Annotated in this window: 15 protein-coding genes, 1 tRNA gene and 1 pseudogene; 13 read left to right on the plus strand and 4 right to left on the minus strand. The window is 55.0% G+C overall.

Going from position 1 to position 22,650, the window contains the following annotated elements; all coding sequences use genetic code 11:
• Positions 1-21: 21 nt before the first annotated feature.
• The 12 genes from zwf (at position 22) to M6D89_RS03180 (ending at position 13,283) form a co-directional block, all read left to right on the plus strand.
• The gene (gene zwf, locus M6D89_RS03125; RefSeq protein WP_253966574.1) at positions 22-1,497 is read left to right on the plus strand and encodes a glucose-6-phosphate dehydrogenase; all 1,476 of its coding nucleotides are present in this window, start codon (positions 22-24) and stop codon (positions 1,495-1,497) included.
• The gene (pgl, locus tag M6D89_RS03130; protein WP_253966575.1) at positions 1,497-2,204 is read left to right on the plus strand and encodes a 6-phosphogluconolactonase; all 708 of its coding nucleotides are present in this window, start codon (positions 1,497-1,499) and stop codon (positions 2,202-2,204) included. Before zwf ends, pgl begins: the two co-directional genes overlap by 1 nt.
• 32 nt (positions 2,205-2,236) lie before the next feature.
• Complete coding sequence (locus M6D89_RS03135; RefSeq protein WP_336297532.1) at positions 2,237-2,869, plus strand: bifunctional 4-hydroxy-2-oxoglutarate aldolase/2-dehydro-3-deoxy-phosphogluconate aldolase; 633 nt, start codon at positions 2,237-2,239, stop codon at positions 2,867-2,869.
• An 87-nt stretch (positions 2,870-2,956) separates the two neighbouring features.
• The gene (gene gap / locus M6D89_RS03140) at positions 2,957-3,967 is read left to right on the plus strand and encodes a type I glyceraldehyde-3-phosphate dehydrogenase (protein ID WP_253966576.1); all 1,011 of its coding nucleotides are present in this window, start codon (positions 2,957-2,959) and stop codon (positions 3,965-3,967) included.
• Between the two features lie 16 nt (positions 3,968-3,983).
• Positions 3,984-5,420: a pyruvate kinase gene (gene pyk, locus M6D89_RS03145; RefSeq protein ID WP_253966577.1), complete on the plus strand. Its 1,437-nt coding sequence runs from the start codon at positions 3,984-3,986 to the stop codon at positions 5,418-5,420.
• Between the two features lie 119 nt (positions 5,421-5,539).
• Complete coding sequence (locus M6D89_RS03150; RefSeq protein WP_253966578.1) at positions 5,540-6,364, plus strand: M23 family metallopeptidase; 825 nt, start codon at positions 5,540-5,542, stop codon at positions 6,362-6,364.
• A 93-nt stretch (positions 6,365-6,457) separates the two neighbouring features.
• Positions 6,458-6,655, plus strand: a complete 198-nt coding sequence (locus tag M6D89_RS03155) for a Trm112 family protein (RefSeq protein WP_253966579.1) — start codon at positions 6,458-6,460, stop codon at positions 6,653-6,655.
• A gap of 59 nt (positions 6,656-6,714) precedes the next feature.
• Positions 6,715-9,315 (plus strand): alanine--tRNA ligase, encoded by a 2,601-nt coding sequence (gene alaS / locus M6D89_RS03160; RefSeq protein ID WP_253966580.1) that lies wholly within the window; start codon positions 6,715-6,717, stop codon positions 9,313-9,315.
• 168 nt (positions 9,316-9,483) lie between these two features.
• Entirely contained in the window at positions 9,484-10,719 is a 1,236-nt protein-coding gene (locus M6D89_RS03165) for an aspartate kinase (RefSeq protein ID WP_253966581.1), read from the plus strand.
• 216 nt (positions 10,720-10,935) lie between these two features.
• Entirely contained in the window at positions 10,936-11,127 is a 192-nt protein-coding gene (gene csrA, locus M6D89_RS03170; protein ID WP_253966582.1) for a carbon storage regulator CsrA, read from the plus strand.
• A 188-nt stretch (positions 11,128-11,315) separates the two neighbouring features.
• Positions 11,316-11,405 (plus strand) — tRNA-Ser (locus M6D89_RS03175).
• Between the two features lie 627 nt (positions 11,406-12,032).
• On the plus strand, positions 12,033-13,283 hold the full coding sequence (locus M6D89_RS03180; protein WP_253966583.1) for a glycoside hydrolase family 5 protein: 1,251 nt from the start codon (positions 12,033-12,035) through the stop codon (positions 13,281-13,283).
• A gap of 36 nt (positions 13,284-13,319) precedes the next feature.
• Here the strand turns inward: M6D89_RS03180 and M6D89_RS17430 are convergent, their stop codons facing one another.
• The 4 genes and pseudogenes from M6D89_RS17430 to M6D89_RS03200 form a co-directional block, all read right to left on the minus strand.
• Entirely contained in the window at positions 13,320-13,835 is a 516-nt protein-coding gene (locus tag M6D89_RS17430; RefSeq protein WP_256504501.1) for a methyl-accepting chemotaxis protein, read from the minus strand.
• A gap of 12 nt (positions 13,836-13,847) precedes the next feature.
• Positions 13,848-14,615: pseudogene (locus tag M6D89_RS17435) on the minus strand (PAS domain-containing protein); the annotation flags it as partial.
• Between the two features lie 183 nt (positions 14,616-14,798).
• Positions 14,799-18,509, minus strand: coding sequence for a methionine synthase (gene metH, locus M6D89_RS03195; RefSeq protein WP_253966584.1), 3,711 nt, complete (start codon positions 18,507-18,509; stop codon positions 14,799-14,801).
• Positions 18,510-18,595: 86 nt separating this feature from the next.
• A complete protein-coding gene (locus tag M6D89_RS03200; RefSeq protein ID WP_253966585.1) occupies positions 18,596-19,525 on the minus strand; it encodes a D-hexose-6-phosphate mutarotase in 930 nt (309 codons plus the stop codon).
• 124 nt (positions 19,526-19,649) lie between these two features.
• On the opposite strand from M6D89_RS03200, the gene rapA reads away from it, so the two are divergent.
• Complete coding sequence (gene rapA, locus M6D89_RS03205) at positions 19,650-22,601, plus strand: RNA polymerase-associated protein RapA (RefSeq protein ID WP_253966586.1); 2,952 nt, start codon at positions 19,650-19,652, stop codon at positions 22,599-22,601.
• Positions 22,602-22,650: the final 49 nt, after the last annotated feature.

Raw genomic sequence — 22,650 nt, forward strand, 5'->3', positions numbered from 1 at the left:
CAGAACAAGTAGGACTATTAAATGCAAAAGCCTTTTGACTTTGTCATTTTTGGGGGCGCGGGTGATTTGGCCCTGCGCAAATTAATCCCGGCCTGGTACCGCGCTTACCGCGAGGGGCAAATGCCCAAAGGGTCGCGTATTTTTGGCACGGTACGTCGCACCGAGCAGGCCGATGGCTATCGTGAAATGGTACGCGAGGCGGCTTACAGCTATTTGCGCGATGACGAAATTGACAATGAAACCTGGCAAGAATTTGAAGCCTGTATCCACGGTGTGTTTATCAATATCACCGAGCTGGATGAGCACTGGGAGTCACTGGCCAAAACCCTGAATGAAGGCAACGAAGAGCGCGTGTTCTACATGGCCACACCGCCTGCGGTGTTTTCGGCCTGTTGTAAGAATATTCACGACGCCGGCATGATCACCCCGACTTCGCGCGTGGTGGTGGAAAAACCCTTGGGTTACGACGCCAAGTCCGCCGATTCTATTAACGCTGACATCGCCCAGTACTTTGAAGAAAACGCGATTTTCCGCATTGACCACTACCTGGGTAAAGAAACCGTACAAAACCTGCTGGCGCTGCGGTTTACCAACTGTATTTTTGAGCATTTGTGGGATTCCAAGTCCATCGACCATGTGGAAATCAGCATTTCCGAAACCGTTGGCCTGGAAACCCGCGCGGGTTTCTACGACGACGCTGGCGCGCTGCGCGATATGGTGCAGAACCACCTGATGCAGCTGCTGTGTCTGGTGGCCATGGAGCCGCCCAGCAAATTAAACGCCGACAGCATTCGCACCGAAAAACTTAAGGTGCTGGATGCGTTGCGTCCGCTGGTGGGCGACGATGTGGCCAAAAACACCGTGCGCGGTCAGTATGTGGCCGGTGAAATGGGCGGTAAAAAAGTTGACGGTTATCTGGACGAGCTGGGTAAAGACAGCAACACCGAAACCTTTGTGGCCATTCGCGCCCATATTGATAACTGGCGCTGGTCCAACGTGCCTTTTTATCTGCGTACCGGTAAACGCTTAAAGCAGCGCTGCGCGGAAATTATTATTCAGTACAAAACCCCCACCCACCACATCTACCCAGATTCGGCCGGCGCCATGATCCCCAACCGTTTGGTGATCCAGCTGCAACCGGATGAGCGGGTACAAATGATCGTGACCTCCAACAACCTGGAAAAACACGATGCCGAGTTGGTGCCGGGCGTTATGGACTTGGGGCTGACCGATCGCTATGAAAAATTTTACTCGGATGCCTATAAGCGTTTGATGCTGGATGCGGCTGCCAACAACCCGGCGCTGTTTATTCACCGCAACGAGGTAGACGCCGCCTGGAATTGGATCGATCCGATTATCGAAGCCTGGCAGCGCCCCGAGAACAAGCCCAAGCCCTACGAATCGGGCAGCTGGGGTCCTAAAGAGTCCGAAGACTTGCTGCGCACCGACGGTAGCGCTTGGTTTAACGCCGGCGATAACATCTCAGGAGAGTGCTAATGGCGGTTGAAGAACGTTTTTTTGACACCCGCGAAGAGATGATTGATGCGGTGTTTGCGCAAACCATTGGCGCTCTGGAAGAGGCCGTAAAAGAGCGCGATGAAGCCAGTTTTTTGGTCTCAGGTGGCAGCTCACCGGCGCCTATTTACAAGCGTTTGTCGGAAGCGGATTTGGCCTGGAACCGAGTTAAAGTGGCATTGGTCGACGAGCGCTGGGTCGATTATGACCACGATAAAAGCAATGAAGCTTTTATTGTTAAAACACTGATGCAAAACAACGCTGCCAATGCCAAGTTGATCGGCATGAAAAACACCAGCGAATCAGCCGCCGCAGGCTTGGCGCAGTGTGAGTCTGCCTACCAGACTCTCGCCAAGCCCTTCGATGTGACGGTTTTGGGTATGGGCCCGGACGGTCACACGGCCTCGCTATTTCCGCACGCACAAGGGTTGGCCGAAGCGCTGGAAACCAAAAACCTGTGCAGTGCGATTAAGGCGATTAAAAGCGAAGTGACCGGCGATTGCACCGAGCGCATGACCTTGTCTCTGGCTGGCATCAGCAATTCTCGCGAAGTGCTGTTGTTAATTTCCGGTGACGAAAAACTCGCCACTTACCGCGAAGCTATGGCCGGTGGTGACGTTGCTGAAATGCCGGTGCGCGCAGTGCTTAATCAGCAAGATATAAAAGTCACCGTTTACTGGGCGCCGTAAGGGCCATCACTATTTCTTAAGAGGACAAAGACGTGGGTTTATCCATTGATGAGATTTTAAAAGTCGCACCGGTTGTGCCGGTCATGGTCATTGACGATTTGGAAAACGCCGTACCCCTGGCGCGCGCGCTTTACAATGGCGGCTTAAAAGTACTGGAGATTACCCTGCGCACACCTGTGGCGCTGGATGCGATTAAAGCCATGGTGAAAGAACTGCCCGAAGATGCAGTGATTGGCTCGGGTACTGTAGTGACTCCGGAAGATCTGCAGGCCTCTGTGGATGCCGGCGCTAAGTTTATGGTGAGCCCCGGAACCACCCCGGCGCTGATTGAAGCGGCCAAGAAGTGCCCGGTACCTTTGTTGCCCGGTATTGCCACCCCATCCGAGGCGATGAACCTGTACACCCAGGGTTTTAAGCATTTGAAATTTTTCCCGGCTGAAGCGGCCGGTGGCGTACCCATGGTTAAGTCCATCGGAGGCCCGCTGCCACAGATCACCTTCTGCCCCACCGGTGGTATTAATTTAGAAAAGGCGCCGACTTATTTGGCTCTGCCCAACGTTGCGTGTGTGGGCGGTACCTGGATGGCGCCGAAAAACCTGATTGCGGAGAAAAAGTGGGACGAAATCGAAACCCTCGCCCGCCAGGCGGCCAGTCTTGAGCGCTAAAACTTAAGCATTTAACGACTTTTTATTTACGACTGAGTTAGCAATTGCCGGCGGCGCCGGCAACGTCAATTGACAGGAGAGAAACACATGACCATTAAAGTAGCTATTAACGGTTACGGACGTATTGGCCGCAATGTTCTGCGCGCTCTGTATGAATCAGGCTATCGCGATCGCATTCAAGTGGTTGCCGTAAACGATTTGGGCGATGCCGATCTGAATGCCCACTTGACCAAGTACGATTCTGTACACGGCCGTTTCCCCGGCGAAGTATCCGTTAGTGGCGACAAAATGATCGTTAACGGCGACGAAATTCAAATTACCGCCGAGCGCAATCCCGCCGATTTGCCCTGGGGCAAGCTGGGCGTCGACGTGGTTTACGAGTGCACCGGTATCTTCACCAGCCGTGAAAAAGCCAAGTCGCACCTGGAAGCGGGCGCGAAAAAAGTGATTATTTCGGCTCCTGGCACCGATGTCGATGCCACCGTCGTATACGGTGTAAACAACAATGTGCTGAAAGCCTCTGATGAAATTATTTCTAACGCTTCCTGCACCACTAACTGCTTGGCGCCTGTGGCGAAAGTTTTGCACGATAAGTTCGGTATCGAGCAGGGCTCTATGACTACCATTCACGCCTATACTAACGATCAGCACTTGAGCGATGTGTTTCACAAAGACATCTACCGTGCGCGCTCTGCGACTCAGTCGATGATTCCCACCTCTACCGGTGCCGCTCGTGCGGTTGGTTTGGTGCTACCTGAGTTGAACGGCAAGCTGGACGGCATGTCTGTTCGCGTACCGACCATCAACGTTTCTCTGGTTGACTTGAACGTTTTGGTTAAACAAGACGTTACCGTCGAAGAAGTTAACGCGGCCATGAAAGAAGCGTCCGAAAAAGAAATGCCAGGCGTGCTGGTTTACAACGACGAGCCTTTGGTATCAATCGACTTTAACCATCACCCCGCGTCTTCAAACTTTGACTCCAAGCAGACCAAAGTAATGGGTAGCCGCTGGGTGAAAATTATGTCCTGGTACGACAACGAGTGGGGTTTCTCCAACCGCATGCTGGACAACACCATCGCACTGATGAACGCTAAGTAAGAAAAGAGAGAGAGCTATGTTACGCCGTACCAAAATCGTCAGTACGCTGGGCCCGGCTTCCGAGTCAGAAGACGTTCTGGAAAAACTCATTCTTGCCGGCGTTAATGTCGTGCGGTTGAATTTTTCTCATGGCGCCCCGGAAGATCACAAAAACCGCGCCGAGGCGGTTCGCCGCCTCGCCGCCAAGCACGACCGCTTTGTCGCTGTGCTGGGTGATCTGCAAGGCCCTAAAATTCGCATCGCACGTTTTGCCGATGGCCCGATTAAATTAGCCATTGGCGATAAGTTTATTCTGGATGCCTCGCTCGAGCGCGACGCGGGTAACCAGGAGCGTGTGGGAATCGACTACAAAGAACTGCCTCAAGACTGTAAGCCAGGCGACAAGCTGTTGCTGGATGATGGTCGCGTGGTGTTGGACGTGGATAAAATCGAAGGCACTCAGGTATTTTGTACCACCAGTGTTGCTGGCCCTCTGTCTAACAACAAGGGCATCAACCGTCAGGGCGGTGGTTTGTCTGCGCCGGCTTTGACCGAGAAAGACCTGGCCGACATTAAAACCGCTGCCGAAATCGGCGTGGATTACCTGGCCGTGTCGTTCCCGCGCAGTGCCGATGATATGAACCAGGCGCGCAAACTGTTGCATGAAGCGGGCGGTACGGCAGGCTTGGTTTCTAAGATTGAGCGCGCCGAAGCGGTAGCCGACGACGAAACCCTGGATTCTATTATTGAAGCCAGTGATGCGGTGATGGTTGCTCGTGGTGATTTGGGTGTGGAAATTGGCGATGAAGAGTTGATTGGTGTGCAAAAGCGCATTATCACCCGCGCCCGTGCTCAGAACCGCACTGTGATTACCGCCACCCAGATGATGGAGTCGATGATCAACTCGCCTCTGCCGACCCGCGCCGAAGTGTTCGACGTCGCTAACGCTGTGCTCGATGGCACCGACGCGGTTATGCTGTCGGCCGAAACCGCTGCCGGTAACTTCCCGGTTGAAACCGTTCAAGCGATGGCTCGCGTTATCGTGGGTGCGGAAAAACATCCGCAGGCTTGTCGTGAAACTTACCGCGTGGACGAAGAGTTTGGCTCTATCGATCAGTCAATTGCGTTGGCTACTATGTACACCGCCAACCATCTATCCGGTGTGAAAGCCATTATTGCTCTGACCGAGTCGGGTACCACCCCGCGCTTGATGTCTCGCGTGGGTTCACAGCTGCCTATCTTCGCTTTCTCTCGTTACATTGAGACGCAGCGTCGCGTGGCTCTGTACCGCGGTGTGCAGCCTGTACCTTTCGATACCGATGAAGTGCCCAGTAAGAAAGACTATGGTCGCGCCATCGCTATCTTGAAAGATCGCGGAGTCCTGGCCGACGGCGATCTGGTTATTTTGACCGCGGGCGACAGCAATCAGCTCGGTGGCACCAACACCATGAAAGTGATGCGTGTGGGCGACTAAGTTCGTTGCGATCTCGTTAAAAACGGCAGCCTCGGCTGCCGTTTTTTTTGCCCCGATGTAAGATACTATGATTATTTCAGGTTCTATTGACGGGGCTTGTGCTGTTACGGAGATACTTTATGTTTAATCGGTTTTGGTTACTGCTGTTGGGGTTGTTGTTCACGTTCGCCCACGGCGCCCAAGAAACGCCGCTGCTGTCCCAGCTGAAAGGGGAGTGGACCCAGGGTGCTGTGCTGCGAGGCAAGGTTAAACCGGGCACTCAGGTCAGCTTTTTAGGGCAAAACATTCCGGTGGGGCCGGACGGTGAATTTGTGCTCGGCTTGGGTCGCGATGCGGGCGCCAATGCCGAGTTGATCCTTAAAAAGGGCGAGGATGAATGGCGTCACACCTACACGGTGGCACGGCGCGATTATAATATTCAGCGCATTGAAGGCGTGCCGCAGAAAACGGTGACTCCTTCGCCCGAGCAACAAGAGCGGACCCGCCGCGAAGCGGCCAAAGTGTGGCAGGCACGGCAGACCGAGCGGGACACCGTGGAGTTTATGCAGGACTTTAAATGGCCGCTAGTTGGCCCCATTACAGGGGTGTATGGCTCGCAGAGATTTTACAATGGCGAGCCACGCTCACCGCACTATGGAGTGGATATCGCCGCCCCCACAGGAGCCGGGGTCATTGCCCCGGCCGCGGGCGAAGTGATTTTAGCCGAACCCGATTTGTTCTATTCAGGTGGCACCTTAATTATCGACCATGGACACGGGCTTTCGTCGACCTTTATTCACCTGTCTGAAATCTTGGTGCAGGTCGGTGATAGCGTGACCCAGGGGCAAGAAATTGCCGAGGTAGGCGCCAGCGGACGCGCGACTGGACCACACCTGGATTGGCGTATGAACTGGCGCGGTGAGCGGGTAGACCCTACCACCCTGGTAGGGCCCATGCCCCAGTAGCGGTTGACGCTTTCGGGGCGGCAAGACACAAGCGCCCGAGCGGTGTAAACTAGCGCCCCTTGAATTTATCGCCCAATCGCGCAGGTAAGAGCCATGATCGATAAAAAATTGCTGGGAATTTTAGTGTGCCCCGTGAGCAAAGGTGAGCTGGAGTACCGTAAAGAGGCCTCCGAGCTGGTGTGCTACAGCAGTGGTCTGGCATACCCGGTGCGCGATGGTATTCCGGTGATGCTGGAATCCGAAGCGCGCCGCCTGAGCGACGAAGAAAAACAGGCACACAGAAACCGCTGATTCCGCCCCGCAAGAATCCGCAGACAACCGAATTGATACAGATAGCCAACGGAAACTCTATGAAAAGCGCTGAAATTCGCGACGCCTTTTTAAAGTACTTTGAATCAGAAGGGCACAGTATCGTGCCATCCAGCTCGCTGGTGCCGGGCAATGACCCGACCCTCTTGTTTACCAATGCGGGCATGAACCAGTTTAAAGACGTTTTTTTGGGCGGCGATAAGCGTCCCTACAGCCGCGCTACCAGCTCACAGCGCTGTGTGCGGGCAGGGGGAAAGCACAATGACCTGGAAAACGTTGGCTATACCGCGCGTCATCACACATTTTTTGAAATGCTGGGTAACTTCAGCTTTGGTGACTACTTTAAACGCGACGCGATTCAGTTTGCCTGGAAATTTCTTACCGAGGTTCTGGGGCTACCACCCGAGCGCCTGTGGGTAACCGTGCATATCTCCGATGACGAGGCCGCCGATATTTGGCAAAAGGAAATGGGGGTTAGCCCCGAGCGCTTTTCGCGTCTGGACGAAGACAACTTCTGGCAAATGGGCGATACCGGCCCCTGTGGCCCCAGCTCGGAGATTTTTTACGATCACGGCGCTGATGTACCCGGTGGCCCTCCGGGTAGCGAAAACGATGACTTAGATCGCTACATCGAAATCTGGAACCTGGTGTTTATGCAGTACGAGCGCCAGGCCGACGGCGAGCTAAAACCATTGCCCAACCCCTCCATTGATACCGGCATGGGCCTTGAGCGTATTGCCGCCGTGATGCAGGGCGTCCACAACAACTACGATATTGATTTGTTCCAGCACCTGCTTAAAGCCGCCGCTAAGGCGACCGGCTCGGATGATTTGGAGCATAAATCACTGCGGGTGATTGCCGATCATATCCGCTCCAGCGCTTTTTTAATCAGCGATGGGGTATTGCCCTCTAACGAAGGGCGGGGCTATGTGTTGCGCCGTATTATTCGCCGCGCCATTCGCCACGGTCACAAATTGGGTCAGAAAGACGCTTTCTTTAACACCCTCGTGGATGCCCTCGCTGACGTAATGGGCGAGGCATACCCCGAACTGAACGAGCGCAAAGCCCAGATTGCCAAGGTGCTGCTGACCGAAGAAGAGCAGTTTGCCAAAACCCTGGATAAAGGCATGGGCGTCTTGGAAGACGCACTGGCGGATTTGTCCGGCACTGAAATTCCCGGCGATGTGGTGTTTACCCTCTACGATACCTATGGCTTTCCGGTGGATTTGACCGCCGATATCGCCCGCGAGCGGGACTTAAGCATTGATCAGGCAGGCTATGAGGCCGCCATGGAAGCCCAGCGTCAGCGCGCCCGCGCGGCGGGGAATTTTAAAGTCGACTATACCCAGGCCTCTCTAGATGTGCCCGCGACCGAATTTACCGGCTATAGCGAGCTGGCAGGTGAAAGTAAAGTGCTGGCCCTGCTGCGCGACGGCGCCAGTGTCGAGCAAATCAGCGAAGGTGAAGAAGCCGCGGTGGTGCTGGATAGCACACCGTTTTACGCCGAATCCGGCGGCCAGGCCGGTGATAGCGGCTATCTGGAGGCCAATGGGATCCGTTTTGAAGTTCGTGATTGTATTAAACAGGGCAATCACTTTTTGCACCTGGGGCAATTGCTGCAGGGGTCGCTCGAATCCGGCGTTGCTCTGCAGGGGCAGGTGGACAGTGAGGTACGCCAGGCCACGGCTTTGAATCACTCGGCTACCCACTTGTTGCACGCGGCGCTGCGCAAGGTGCTGGGCGAACATGTCACTCAGAAGGGCTCGCTGGTGAACTCCGAGCGTTTGCGCTTTGATTTTTCTCACTTTGAGCCGGTCAGTCCGGACGAATTAAAAACCATTGAGCGGATGGTAAACGAGCAGGTTTTGGCCAATACCCCCGTCGCTACCGAGCTGTGCGATATGGAAACCGCCCAGGCAAAAGGTGCCATGGCGCTGTTTGGTGAAAAATACGGCGATGAAGTGCGGGTGCTGAGCATGGGCACCGACAGCTTTTCGGTTGAGCTGTGCGGCGGCACCCATGTGAGCCGCACGGGCGATATCGGCCTGATGCGCATTGTCAGCGAATCGGGTATTGCCTCGGGCGTGCGTCGGATTGAAGCCATCACCGGTAAAGCGGCGCTAGCGGCGTTTGACGAAGCCGAAGCGCGCTTGGCCAAAGCGGCGGCGCTCATCAAGGCCAATCCGGACAATTTGGTGGAAAAGCTGGAACAGCTAAGCGCTCAAAGCCGCAAGTTGGAAAAAGACCTGGCGGCGCTTAAAACGAAACTGGCCACTGCCGGCAGCCGCGATCTGGCTGCCGAAGCAGTCGAGGTGCAGGGCATCAAGGTGCTCGCGGTTAAACTTGAGGGCGCCGATGCCAAATCACTGCGCGACAGTGCCGATCAGCTTAAAAACAAACTGGGTACCTCGGTGGTGTTACTGGCCGCCGAAGACGAGGGCAAAATTGCCCTGGTAGCCGGTGTCAGTAAAGATGCCACGGCCCAGGTTAAGGCGGGCGACTTAATGCGCCATGTGGCCCAGCAAGTGGGCGGCAAGGGCGGCGGTCGCCCCGATATGGCCCAGGGCGGCGGTAGCGACGTGGCGGCCCTAGAGGGCGCGTTGGCCTCGGTTGCCCCCTGGGTTAAAGAACAATTGGGTTAACCCTAGCTCGAATATGACAAATCTGTAAAAAAGTGTTTCGACGGGCAATAAACTGATTAACTTTTGTCTAATTATCGTGTTTAATTGCCGCCTTTTGCGCCAAGCCCCTTAGGGCGAGTGTCAGGGCAGTGCGTCGAAAAGACGACAAATGTGAGGAATAGGCCGGGAATGAGCTTATTGGTACAAAAATACGGTGGCACTTCGGTGGGTACCGTAGAGCGTATCGAAGCGGTCGCTGATAAAGTGGCCGGCTTTCGCGCTCAGGGGCACGATATGGTGGTTGTGGTTTCCGCCATGAGCGGCGAAACCAATCGCTTAATTGCCCTAGCTAAGGATATTCAGCAAGCCCCCGATCCCCGCGAGATGGACGTGTTGGTTTCCACCGGTGAGCAGGTCACCATCGCGCTTTTGTGCATGGCGCTGAAAAAGCGCGGCTGTGACGCGCGTTCCTACACGGGTGGCCAGGTGCGCATTTTGACCGATGATGCCCATACCAAGGCCCGTATCCAGGAGATTGACGACGCCAATATGCGCGCCGATCTGGCGGCAGGGCGTGTGGTTGTGGTTGCGGGGTTTCAGGGCGTCGATGAGGCAGGCAATATCACCACTCTCGGACGCGGCGGCTCGGATACCACCGGTGTTGCGCTGGCGGCAGCCTTAAAAGCCGACGAATGTCAGATCTATACTGACGTTGACGGCGTATACACCACAGACCCCAGGGTGGTCGACAAGGCCCGGCGCCTAGAGCAAATCACTTTTGAAGAGATGCTGGAAATGGCCAGCCTGGGCTCAAAGGTATTGCAGATACGCGCCGTTGAGTTCGCCGGCAAATACAATGTACCACTGCGGGTGCTGTCCAGCTTTGCCGACGGCCCTGGCACTTTGATTACCCTCGATGAGGAAGAGAGCACTATGGAACAGCCCGTTGTCTCTGGGATTGCGTTTAACCGCGATGAGGCCAAAATTACCCTGGCTGGTATTCCCGATACCCCCGGTATTGCATCTAAAATTCTGGCGCCGGTGGGTAAAGCCAATGTTGAGGTTGACGTTATCGTGCAGAACGTCGGTGCCGACAACACCACGGATCTGACTTTTACTGTTAATCGCGGTGATATGAATAAAACCGTGGATTTGTTGTCTAACGTCGTGAAAGAGATTGGCGCACGGGAAGTGACGAGTGACGATGCCATCGCCAAAGTGTCTATTGTGGGTGTGGGAATGCGCTCTCACGCGGGCGTGGCTTCGACCATGTTCACGGCGCTCGCCGAAGAGGGCATTAATATTCAGATGATTACCACATCAGAAATCAAGATTTCGGTGATTATCAGCGAGAAATATTTAGAGCTTGCTGTGCGAACCTTGCACAGTGCGTTTGGCCTGGATGCCGAACCTGCTCAGGCGTAAGTGGTTGTACCTGAGCAATAACAGGGTCGGATGACCTCAGACGTTTAAGGTCTGAAATTTTTTTGGGGGCAATTCCCTTTTTGCGAAAAATGAACTTTACTTAAGGTAAGGATCAGAAATCACCAGCTTGGTAGATTGGATCGCATTAAGGGCTAAATAGTGGCATAGGAGTTGGATTCCGGCCGCACTTACAGGATGGATTGAAGGAGTTGTACTATGTTGATCTTAACCCGCCGTATTGGCGAAACCCTAATGGTTGGCGATGAAGTGACCGTGACTGTACTGGGTGTTAAAGGCAACCAAGTTCGTATTGGTGTTAATGCACCTAAAGATATCGCGGTACACCGCGAAGAGATTTACCAGCGCATTCAGCGCGAAAAACAAAATCAACAAGAAGGTCTGGCTTAATCTGACCTCGTTGAGTAAACGGCAACCAAGGGTTGCCGTTTTTTTATGCGTTTTGTTTGTACACTGGGCAGCGGCGCGAAAAATCTAACCCCAAATGCTTACAAGCCTTTGAATTTCTGCCAAATATGGTATTATGCCGCCCCAGTTGAGCAGATGCCCCAAGGCATTTACTGAACCACAAATTGCACGGAGAAGTGGCCGAGTGGCCGAAGGCGCTCCCCTGCTAAGGGAGTATACCTTGATCGGTATCGAGGGTTCGAATCCCTCCTTCTCCGCCATACATTAAAACCGCCAGAGGCTAAATTCCCTCCGGCGGTTTTTTTATACACAAAAGGTTAACAGGAGGCGTTCGAGCCCGACAGAGGGTCGACCAAACGCCGGGAGCGTTTGGTACCGAGCGAAGCGAGCCCGAAGGGTGGGCGCAGGATGCGCCCAGTAAATCCCTCCTTCTCCGCCATACATTAAAACCGCCAGAGGCTAAATTCCCTCCGGCGGTTTTTTTGTGCGAGAAAGGTTAACAGGAGGCGTTCGACCGCTCATCTGCCTCCCTGCAGTCACAGCATTTGTGCATCCATGCACATCAAACCCGACAGAGGGTCGACAAAACGCCGGGAGCGTTTTGCACCGAGCGCAGCGAGCCCGCAGGGTGGGCGCAGGACGCGCCCAGTAAATCCCTCCCGCAGCACATACTAAAACCGCCGAAGGTCATTTCACCTCCGGCGGTTTTTTATACGCAAAAGCCCGCGAGCGACACTCGCCCCCAAATCCAAAACCATCACGCTTGCCTCACCGGAGCATTTCCCGTACCCCTCCGTCGCAATCACAAATAAAATACATATTTAAATATAAAAATAAATACGCTAAAGTAACCGTTTACACAATAACGAATAACAGTAGGAGAGCCTGTGTCTCATTTGAATAAAAGTGGTATCGCCGCGCTTGCTTTGGTCCTGAGTGCCTGTGGTTCTGGCGGTGGGGGGGCAAGCCCGCCGGTCGCCAGTGCGTCCAGTCAAGCGTCGTCAATGGCGTCGAGTACCTCGGTGTCCTCTTCGATTGATTCCAGCAGTGAGCCCTCATCCAGTCACTCTTCTGCTGTCAGTTCCGAGCCCGGCGATTTTGATATAAGCAGTGTGGCTCTAACCCAAAAGTTGGGTATTGGTTGGAATCTCGGCAATACCTTAGAGGCCGTGGGCGGCGAAACGGCCTGGGGTAACCCCAAAGCTACTCCCGAGTTAATGCAGGCCGTGAAGGCGGCTGGTTTCGATTCGGTGCGCATTCCTGTGGCCTGGAGTCAGTTCAGCGATCCGGCAAACTTTATTATCGAGTCTGCCTGGATAGATCGGGTTGAAGAAGTAGTAAACGACGCCTTAGAGGCCGATCTGTATGTCATGATGAATATGCACTGGGACGGCGGTTGGATGCAGCCTACTTACGCCGAGCAGGACTATGTGCTGGGGCGTATGGACGCTCTGTGGGAGCAAATTGCCCTACGCTTTGCCGATTACGATGAGCGCCTGGTTTTTGCCTGTACCAATGAGGTGATGGTGGAAGGGGACTACGGCACCCCGACCGAAGAGTATTACACCGTGCAAAATGGCTACAACCAGCAGTGTGTGGATACTGTGCGAGCCACCGGCGGGAATAATCCTCACCGCTTTTTGGCGGTGCAGGGCTTTAACACCAATATCGACCACACTCTGAGCTTTTTCACTTTGCCGGAAGACCCCGCCGACGATAAATTGTTGGTAGAGGTTCACTACTATGATCCCTATAACTTCACCCTTAACAATGAGAGCCAGGTAACCCAGTGGGGGGATGAAGCCGAAGATCTTAGCAAAACCGAAACCTGGGCCAATGAAGCTCACGCCGATGAGCAATTCGGGCGAATGCAAGAGCGTTTTGTGGATCAGGGGATTGGGGTGATTTTGGGGGAGTACGGGGCAATACATCGCCCAAACATAGACCATCACCAGCGCTACCAAATCTATTGGAATGAGTATATTACCGCCTCTGTGCTTGAGCATGGCTTGGTCCCGGTGGTGTGGGACAATGGTGTTACCGGCAATACCGGTTTGGGATTGTTTGACCGCGCCAGTGCGGAACAGGCTTATCCCGAACTTATCGAAGCCATTACCGGCGCAGGCGTTAACCCGTAATTACGGTTAGCCTCGGCACGGCTTGGCCGTCTGGTGTTACTGTTCTGCCAGACGGCTAACGGTTTGCGCAAAGTTCATTACACCTTGCTCGATCTGCTCGACCCCCTCCGAGACATGGTGAATTTTGGTTTCACCCTGCTCGGAAATCGAGCTGACTTCTTCCATTTGCGTTTTAATTTGCTGAGCCAGTTCATGGTTGTCGCCCACGACGCGGGAAATTTCCTCGGTGGCCTCGCTGGTGCGTCCGGCGAGCTGGCGCACCTCATCGGCTACCACGGCAAAGCCTCGCCCCTGGTCGCCCGCCCGGGCCGCCTCGATGGCCGCGTTTAATGCGAGCAGATTAGTTTGATCGGCAATAGAGCGAATGGTGGTGACGATTTCGGCAATGCTTTCCGACTGCTCGTTCAATCGGTCGGTGATCGCAGCGGCCTGTTTTATTTGCGTGGCAATTTTTTCTGATGTGGTGACCGCATCGTCCAGTAGACCTTTGGCATTCAGGGTGATTTGCGAGGTTTCTTCCGAGGTGGACGAAGCCGCTTCTACAGCTTCCATAGCCGCGCTAACTCGGTGGGTAATGTTGCTGGCAAACTTAATCACCTTATAAACCTTGCCACTGGCATCGCGCACCGGATTGTAGGTGGCTTCTACCCAAATGGTATTGCCCCGAGCATCTTTGCGCTCAAACTTGCCCGATTCAAAGTGTCCCGCAGCTAGGCGCGACCAAAAGTCCGGGTTCTGCTGGTAAAAGCGCTCGTAACAGAACATGCGATGGTGTTGGCCGACGATATCATCCAGTTGATAGCCGATAGTGTTTAAGAAGTTCTGGTTGGCAGTAAGAATATTGCCGTGAGGGTCAAATTCAATCACCGCCAGCGAGCGGTCCAGGGCGTCAAACAAGGCGTTGCGATCCAGTAACGAGCTGCGCGATTCGGTGACATCCGAGGCAATTTTAATGATTTTAGTCACCTGGTTATCGTTTCTTACCGGAAAGTAGCTGGCCTCAAGCCATATGACTTGGCCGCGTTTGCCAAAGCGTTGAAAGGTGCCTTGCTGGCTTTTGCCGGCGGCTAGCTGACGCCAAAACTCGGCGTAGTCTTCGCTGGCAGCGTAGGAAGAGTCGCAAAACATACGGTGGTGACGCCCGCGAATTTCTTCCAACGGGTATCCCACTACATCCAAAAAAAGCGCGTTGGCGGTAATAATTTCCCCGGTAGGGGTAAACTCGATATACCCCATATGCGCCTGGATGGCGGAAATATCGGCCTCAAGTGTATGATTTTTATCGCTAAGTTCTTCTACTTCCGACTCTAACGCTCTTGCTCTGCCAAACATTGTCTTAAACACTCCATTTTTAAGGGAAGGCAGTAAGGAATTGTTAATTTGCTCACTGACACTTTAAAGTATCGGCAAAATTTGACATTCCTCAAGTTTTTATTGGATTTTATCGGTTAAGGCGAAGATGAAAGGTTGGCCACTGTCCCTGTGGCCATGGCTGTATACGCCCGTCATTTTTATTTACGGTTGGGGTTCGTAACCCAGTACGGGGCTTAACCAGCGCTCAAGCTCGGTCTGTGACATGCCTTTTCGCTCGGCCAGCGATTCCACCTGGTCTTTCTCAATCTTGCCAATGGCAAAGTACTCGGACTCGGGGTGCGAGAAATACCAGCCAGAAACGGCGGCGGTGGGGAACATGGCGTAGTGCTCGGTCAAGGTGAGGCCGGTGTTTTTCTCCGCATCCAGTAGCTTAAACAAGGTACCTTTTTCGGTGTGATCCGGGCAGGCGGGGTAGCCTGGTGCCGGGCGAATACCTCGATAGCGCTCGCGAATTAAATCCTCGTTGGCCAGCGCCTCGTCTTTATCGTAACCCCAAAACTCTTTGCGCACCCGCAAATGCATATGCTCGGCGAGTGATTCGGCCAAGCGATCCGCCAGGGCTTTAACCATAATCGCGTTATAGTCATCGCCTTTGGCTTCATACTCTTTGGCCAACTCTTCGGCGCCAATGCCGGCGGTGACCGCAAAGCCGCCAATGTAGTCTTGCTTGCCGCTGTCTTTAGGGGCGACAAAGTCGGCCAGCGAAAAGTTGGGTTTGCGGTTGCCGGGCTTTTGCTGTTGTTGGCGCAAGTGGTGCAGGCGCGCCAGCTCTTCGCCATCTTCGCCAAACACGGCAATATCGTCGTGGTCGACGGTATTGGCAGGCCAAAAGCCGAGTACCGCGCGGGCTTTAAGCAGCTTTTCGTCGATCAGCTTTTTCAGCATCTTTTGCGCGTCGTCAAACAGGTTGCGCGCCGCTTCGCCGACCACTTCGTCTTCCAAAATGCGCGGATACTTACCCGCCAAATCCCAGCTGATAAAAAACGGCGTCCAATCGATGGTGTCAATCAGCTGCTCCAGCGGGTAGTCGTCAAACACTTTAACGCCGGTAAAGCTGGGGGCAGGAGGGGTGTAGTTTTCCCAATCGGCCTTAAAGCCGTGCTTGATAGCGTCATTGTAGGTGCGCAAAGTGCCGCGGGGTTTGCGGTTGGCGTTGCGCACCCGCACGGCTTCGTACTCGGTTTTCAAGTCGGCGACAAAACCGTCGCGGTTGGCATCGCTTAACAAGGTGGAGCATACCCCTACCGCGCGCGAGGCATCGGCTACATAAACCACTTGGTTAATGTTAAGCGCCGGATCAATTTTGACGGCCGTGTGCGCTTTAGAGGTGGTGGCACCGCCAATCAACAGGGGTTTATCGATGCCCTGGCGTTCCATTTCGCGGGCGACGCTGACCATTTCGTCCAGCGATGGGGTGATCAAGCCGGACAAACCGATAATATCGCAGTTTTCTTCCACGGCGGTTTGCAGGATTTTCTCGCCGGGTACCATTACGCCCATATCGACGACTTCAAAGTTATTGCACTGCAAGACAACCCCGACAATATTTTTGCCGATGTCGTGCACATCGCCTTTAACCGTGGCCATTAAAATCTTGCCGTTGGGTTTGGCCCCTTCGACTTTTTCCGCCTCGATGTAGGGTTGCAAGTAGGCCACGGACTGTTTCATCACCCGCGCGGATTTCACCACCTGGGGCAGGAACATTTTACCGGCGCCGAATAAATCACCCACCACGTTCATGCCGTCCATCAGTGGGCCTTCAATCACATCCAGAGGTTTTTCTGCCTGCTGGCGGGCCTCTTCGGTGTCTTCAATAATGTAGGCCGAAATACCTTTTACCAGCGAGTGCTCAATGCGTTTTTTAACGTCCCAGCTGCGCCACTCTAAATCTTCTTTTTTGCCGCTGTCGCCACCGCCTTCGCGGTATTTCTCGGCAATATCTAACAGCGCTTCGGTGGCATTGTCGTTGCGGTTTAAAATTACATCTTCGACTTTCTCGCGCAGTTCATTGGGCAAGTCGTCATACACCGCCAGCTGGCTGGCGTTGACGATGCCCATGTTCATGCCCACTTTAATCGCATGGTACAAAAACACCGAGTGAATCGCCTCGCGCACCGGGTTATTCCCCCGGAAGGAGAAAGACACGTTGGATACACCGCCGGATACACCGGCGTGGGGCAGGTTTTCGCGAATCCAGGCGGTGGCTTCAATAAAGTCCACGGCGTAGTTGTTGTGCTCTTCAATACCCGTGGCGACGGCGAAAATATTGGGGTCGAAAATAATGTCTTGGGGTGGAAAGCCGACTTTATCCACCAGCACCCGGTAGGAGCGCTCGCATATTTCTTTTTTGCGCGCGGCGGTATCCGCCTGGCCGGTTTCGTCAAAGGCCATGACCACGACGGCAGCGCCATAGCGCATGCACAAACGGGCCTTTTCAATAAACTCGTCTTCGCCTTCTTTAAGGCTGATGGAGTTGACGATACCCTTGCCCTGAATGCATTTAAGCCCGGCTTCAATCACCTCCCATTTGGAGGAATCCACCATAATCGGCACACGGGAAATATCCGGCTCGCCTGCAATCAGGTTTAAAAAGCGCACAATCGCCGCTTCGGCGTCGAGCATGCCCTCATCCATATTAATGTCGATAACCTGAGCACCGCCTTCGACCTGCTCCAGCGCGACCTCCAACGCGGTGTCATAGTCTTCTTCGACAATTAAACGCTTAAAGCGGGCCGAGCCTGTAACATTACAGCGTTCGCCCACGTTCACAAACAATGAATCTTGGGTGATGTTAAAAGGCTCCAGGCCCGACAAGCGGCACGCGGGTTCAATGTCGGGAATCTGGCGCGGCGGGTGTTTGGCCACGGCCTCGGCAATGGCCTGAATATGATCGGGCCGTGTGCCGCAGCAGCCGCCGATAATATTTAAAAAGCCTGACTGGGCGAACTCTTCGATAATCGCCTGCATTTCTTCGGGCTCTTGATCATACTCGCCAAACTCGTTGGGCAGGCCCGCATTGGGGTGGGCCGATACATGGCAGTTGGCGATACGCGACAACTCTTGTACATACTGGCGCAGCTCGGCCGCGCCTAGGGCGCAGTTAAGGCCAATGGACAAGGGCTTGGCGTGGGCCAGCGAGTTGTAAAAGGCCTCGGTGGTCTGGCCCGACAGGGTGCGGCCCGAGGCATCGGTAATGGTGCCCGAGATCATCAGTGGCAGCTCGGTACCCAGCTCTTCGAACACCTCCTGCACCGCAAATATGGCGGCTTTGGCGTTTAGGGTGTCAAAGATGGTTTCGATCAGAATCAGATCCGAGCCGCCCTCGATCAGCGCTTTGGTTGCTTCTATGTAGTTCTCTACCAGCTGGTCAAAGGTGACGTTGCGCGCGCCCGGGTCGTTAACGTCCGGCGAGATAGAGCAGGTGCGCGAGGTCGGCCCTAACACCCCGGTGACATAACGGGGTTTGTGGGGTTCGGCCTCAGTCAGCTCGTCGGCCACTTCGCGGGCAATGCGCGCACCGGCCAGGTTCAGCTCGTAGGCCAGATCTTCCATGCCGTAATCGGCCATGGAGATGCGGGTGGAGTTAAAGGTGTTGGTTTCAATAATATCCGCGCCGGCTTCCAGGTAGTCCCGGTGGATCTGCTTCATCAACTCGGGTTGGGTGAGGTTAAGCAGGTCGTTATTGCCCTTCACATCGCGGTTGTAATCGGCAAAGCGCTTGCCCCGGTACTCTTCCTCGCTGAGCTTGTGGCTCTGAATCATGGTGCCCATACCGCCGTCGAGCACCACAATGCGCTCGGCTAGGGTTTGTTTTAGTTGGGCAATGCGTTGCTCGCGGGGGGTAGCGCTCATGCGGAAAACCTGTAATCAAATAGCAGAAATAGAAAAGCCCGCAATTTTACAACAATTGCGGGCTTAGGTCGTGCGGTACTGGGGGCTTAGGCGGCTTTAATCGTCATATGCGCGCTTCGGGCCTGTCCCGCGGGCAGGCGCCAGGTGTCGCCCAGGCAGGCGCCGCGCTCGACACACACATAACCCCGGTGGTTATCGGGGCCGATATCGGCAATGCCGCTACCCGCCTCGGCGCCGATATTCCACACCACCACGCTCGGGCACTGGTCGCCTTCAATACGGTAGCGGTGTTGGCCGTCGTCCAGGGTAACGGGCAGTTGGATATCTTCGTACACCCGGTCCACCTCGCCGTTAAAGGTGACGGGGCCGCTCTGGGTAAAGTATTTTCCGCCTTCGACTTTATCGGCGTATTCGCGCCCGTCCAGGCCTTCAACCCGGGCCGCCTCCAAGCTGTTTATGGCGAAATAGGTGTGCATCACCCAGCTGGCGTCAAAGTCGGTAGCGCCTGTATTGGTCAGGGTTAGGTGCAAGGTGGGGGTAACGCCTAGCGACAAGGTCAGCTCGGCGCTAAAGTCGTGTTCAAACAGCTCGTCTGCTTTGTGGTGCAGGGCGAGTTTAAGGTGACAGACGCCAGAGTCGTCCAGCTGCGCGCTTTGCAATGCCCATTCGCGAGTGCGGGCAATACCGTGCTTGGGGCGGGTGTCATCCGTGGGGTGGGGGCCAAACCAGGGCAGGCACAGAGGAATACCGCCGCGCAGACTGGCGCCCGGGCTAAAATTGCAGTTGGGGCTAACCCATAGCAGCTCCTCGCCGCCTTTCGGGGTAAAGCTTAATAGCTGGCCGCCGTTGGTGGTCAGCAGTGCCTGGCACAAGGGGGTGTCGACACAGATTAAGGGGAGCCCATCGCCCTTACTGCCGGGAAAATAGGTTTTACTGTCGCTTAGGCTTAAAAAATCGTGTTTATCCACCAGTGCTTGCAGTGATTGGGGAACCTCGGGGCTCGCGTTTTGACTCATATAGCATCTACTCTTACTTTGGCGCTCAAAAACGACTGCTATTTTATCAGAAACCGGTTTCGCGGTTTAGTTTACCGCCCAGTCGCAGTATCATGCGCGCCCCAATCACAGCAGCGAGGTTCCCGTGTCCCAGGCAGAAGTCACCTTAGGTCAACGTTATGTGAGTGATACCGAGCCCGAATTAGGCTTGGGTGTGGTGTTACAGGTGGACGGTTCTACCGTGGACATAGGCTTTCCCGCCGCCGGCGAAAGGCGGACCTATTCGCTAAAGCAGGCGCCTTTAAGCCGGGTGCGCTTTACCGAAGGCGAAAAAATCAAACACCAGGACGGCACCCGCGTGGTGGTGCAAGAGGTGATAGAGCAGGCTGGTTGTTTGTTGTACCAGACAGTCACCGATGAAGGCGAAGAGCGCGCCGTACCCGAGTTTGAACTGGACAGCTATGTGCAGTTCTCCACTCCGCGCGAGCGCTTGTTTGCCGGGCAAATCGATAAAAGTAATCACTTCTCGCTGCGCTACCAAAGCCGGTTGCTGCGTCATAAGGTAGAGCAGACCAACACCTTTGGCTTGGGCGGCCCACGGGTCTCGCTATTGCCCCACCAGTTGTACATTGCCGAGCAGGTCGCCTCACGCTTTAGCCCCCGGGTATTACTGGCTGATGAAGTAGGCCTGGGTAAAACCATTGAGGCGGGGATGATTTTGCACCGCCAGTTGCTCACCGGTCGCGCTTCGCGGGCGCTGGTCATTGTACCGCCGGCGTTATTGCACCAGTGGCTGGTGGAGATGCTGCGCCGCTTTAATCTGTCTTTTACCCTGTTGGATGAAGAGCGCTGCCTGTCGTTGGAAGGTAAAGATACCGAAGACGATATTATGGATTTTGAGCTAGACGCTGATGATCTGCTGGATGAAGAGGACGGCCCTGCCGTTAACCCGTTTGAGCAGGCCCAGCTGGTTCTTTGCTCGCTGGACTTTATAACCCAAAACCCCGAGCGTCTGGCCCAGGCCGAGGCCGCCGATTGGGACTTGCTGTTGGTGGACGAAGCTCATCACCTAAGCTGGAGCCCCGACGCCCCGAGCGACGAATACCTGGCTGTAGAGCGGCTTGCCCAGCGCGCCCGAGGTTTATTACTGTTAACTGCCACTCCCGAACAGTTGGGGGTTGAGAGCCACTTTGCCCGTTTGCGCCTGCTGGACCCGGACCGCTACTATGATTTAGAAGTGTTTACCCGCGAGCAGGCCGACTATGGCCCCCTAAGCGCTCTGGTAGAGCAGCTATTGGAGGCTCGTCCCGATGACGCTGAGCAAACCGGCGAGCTCCCCACCGCGACTCTCAAGGGGCTTGAGCAATTTCTGGATGCCGTTCAGTTAGAGGCGCTTAGTAGCCAGGCTCGCGAAACCTCCCAGGCTCAGGCGATTGATGAGGTTATCAGTGTACTGCTGGATCGCCACGGCACCGGCCGGGTACTGCTGCGCAATACTCGCCACGCGGTGGCGGGCTTTCCCGAGCGGCATTTGCACACCTATCCGCTGGAGCTTGAGGCAGGCGATGCCGAGGCCCTCGCAGAAATGGAGCTGCAAGCGCAGTTATACCCCGAGCAGTATTGGGAGTCTCAGGGTGAATGGTGGATTAACGACCCCCGGGTACTCTGGTTAAAAGATTTAATCAAAGAAAAGCGCGGCCAAAAGATTCTGGTGATCTGCGCCGACAGTGATACCGCGCAGTCACTCGAGCTTTACCTGCGTTTGCGTCACGGCATCGCCTCGGCGGTATTCCACGAGTCCATGAACCTGATTGCCCGCGACCGCGCCGCGGCCTATTTTGCCGATACCGAAGAAGGCGCCCAGGTGTTAATCGCCTCGGAGATTGGCAGTGAAGGGCGCAACTTTCAGTTTGCCCAAGACTTGGTGCTGTTCGACTTGCCCCTTAACCCGGATTTGCTCGAGCAGCGCATCGGCCGCTTGGATCGCATCGGTCAGGCGGGGGAGATTCATCTGCACCTACCGCTGTATACCAGCGAGGGTTCACCCACCGCGCAGGAAAAGCTCAGCCGCTGGTACCACGAGGGCATTAACGCCTTTGAGCACACCTGCGCCATTGGTCACAGCGCGTACACCGCTTTTGCCGATCGCCTGCTGCCCGCGTTAACCGGGCCGGGCGACGACTTTGAAGCCTTGCTTAGCGATACCCGAGCCTTTGCCGATAAGTTGAATGCCGAGCTCCAGGCGGGGCGCGATAAGTTGTTGGAGTTAAACTCCTGCCGCCCCGGTAAAGCCGAGGCGTTGGTGGAAAACCTAAGCGAGCAAGACGCTGACCCGGCGCTGCCCGATTACGTTATGCGCGCGCTGGACAGCTTTAACGTGGACTATGAGCGTCACAGCGAAAACGCCTGGGTATTGCACCCGGGCGAACACATGCGCGTTGATCCTTACCCCGGTTTGCCCGAATCCGGCTTAACGGTCACTTTTGACCGCGAACAGGCCCTGTCGCGTGACGATATGAGCTTTCTCACCTGGGAGCACCCGCTGGTGCGCGGCACCCTGGAGCTGATTGCCGATACCGAATACGGCAATACCGCCGTGGCGACCCTTAAGTTGCCGCCGCTCAAGCCCGGCACCATGATGGTCGAGGCGGTATTTTGCCTGATGAGCCCGGCCCCGGCCGAGCTGCAGTTAAATCGCTATATCCGCGAGCCTCTGGTTCGGGTATTGTTAGACAGCAACGGCAAGGACTTTGCCCAGGCACTGGGGGCCGACAAGCTGCACCAGATTCTCAAAAAAGTCCCCCGCGCGACCGCTCAGGAACTGGTGCGCCACAGCCGCGAGGCGATTGCCACCTTGCTGGATCAGGCCGAAGCAAAGGTTGAACCCTTGCGCGACCAACAGGTGGACGACGCCAAATCGGCCGCGCGCGAAGACATTGGCCGCGAGATAGAGCGCCTGCAAGATCTGGCCAAGATAAACCCCAACATTCGCGAAGAAGAACTTAACTACCTGCAAACCCGTTTGGATACCAGCCTGGAGTGCTTAGACCACGCCAGCTTAAAACTGGACGCCGTGCGGGTAATTGTGGCGGTATGATTTCCCGTCTGAAGTCCGATGTCTGACGTCTGATGCGTCTGACCTTAGA

This window comes from Gilvimarinus xylanilyticus (assembly GCF_024195295.1).
In the GTDB taxonomy this organism is placed as follows: Bacteria; Pseudomonadota; Gammaproteobacteria; order Pseudomonadales; family Cellvibrionaceae; genus Gilvimarinus; species Gilvimarinus xylanilyticus.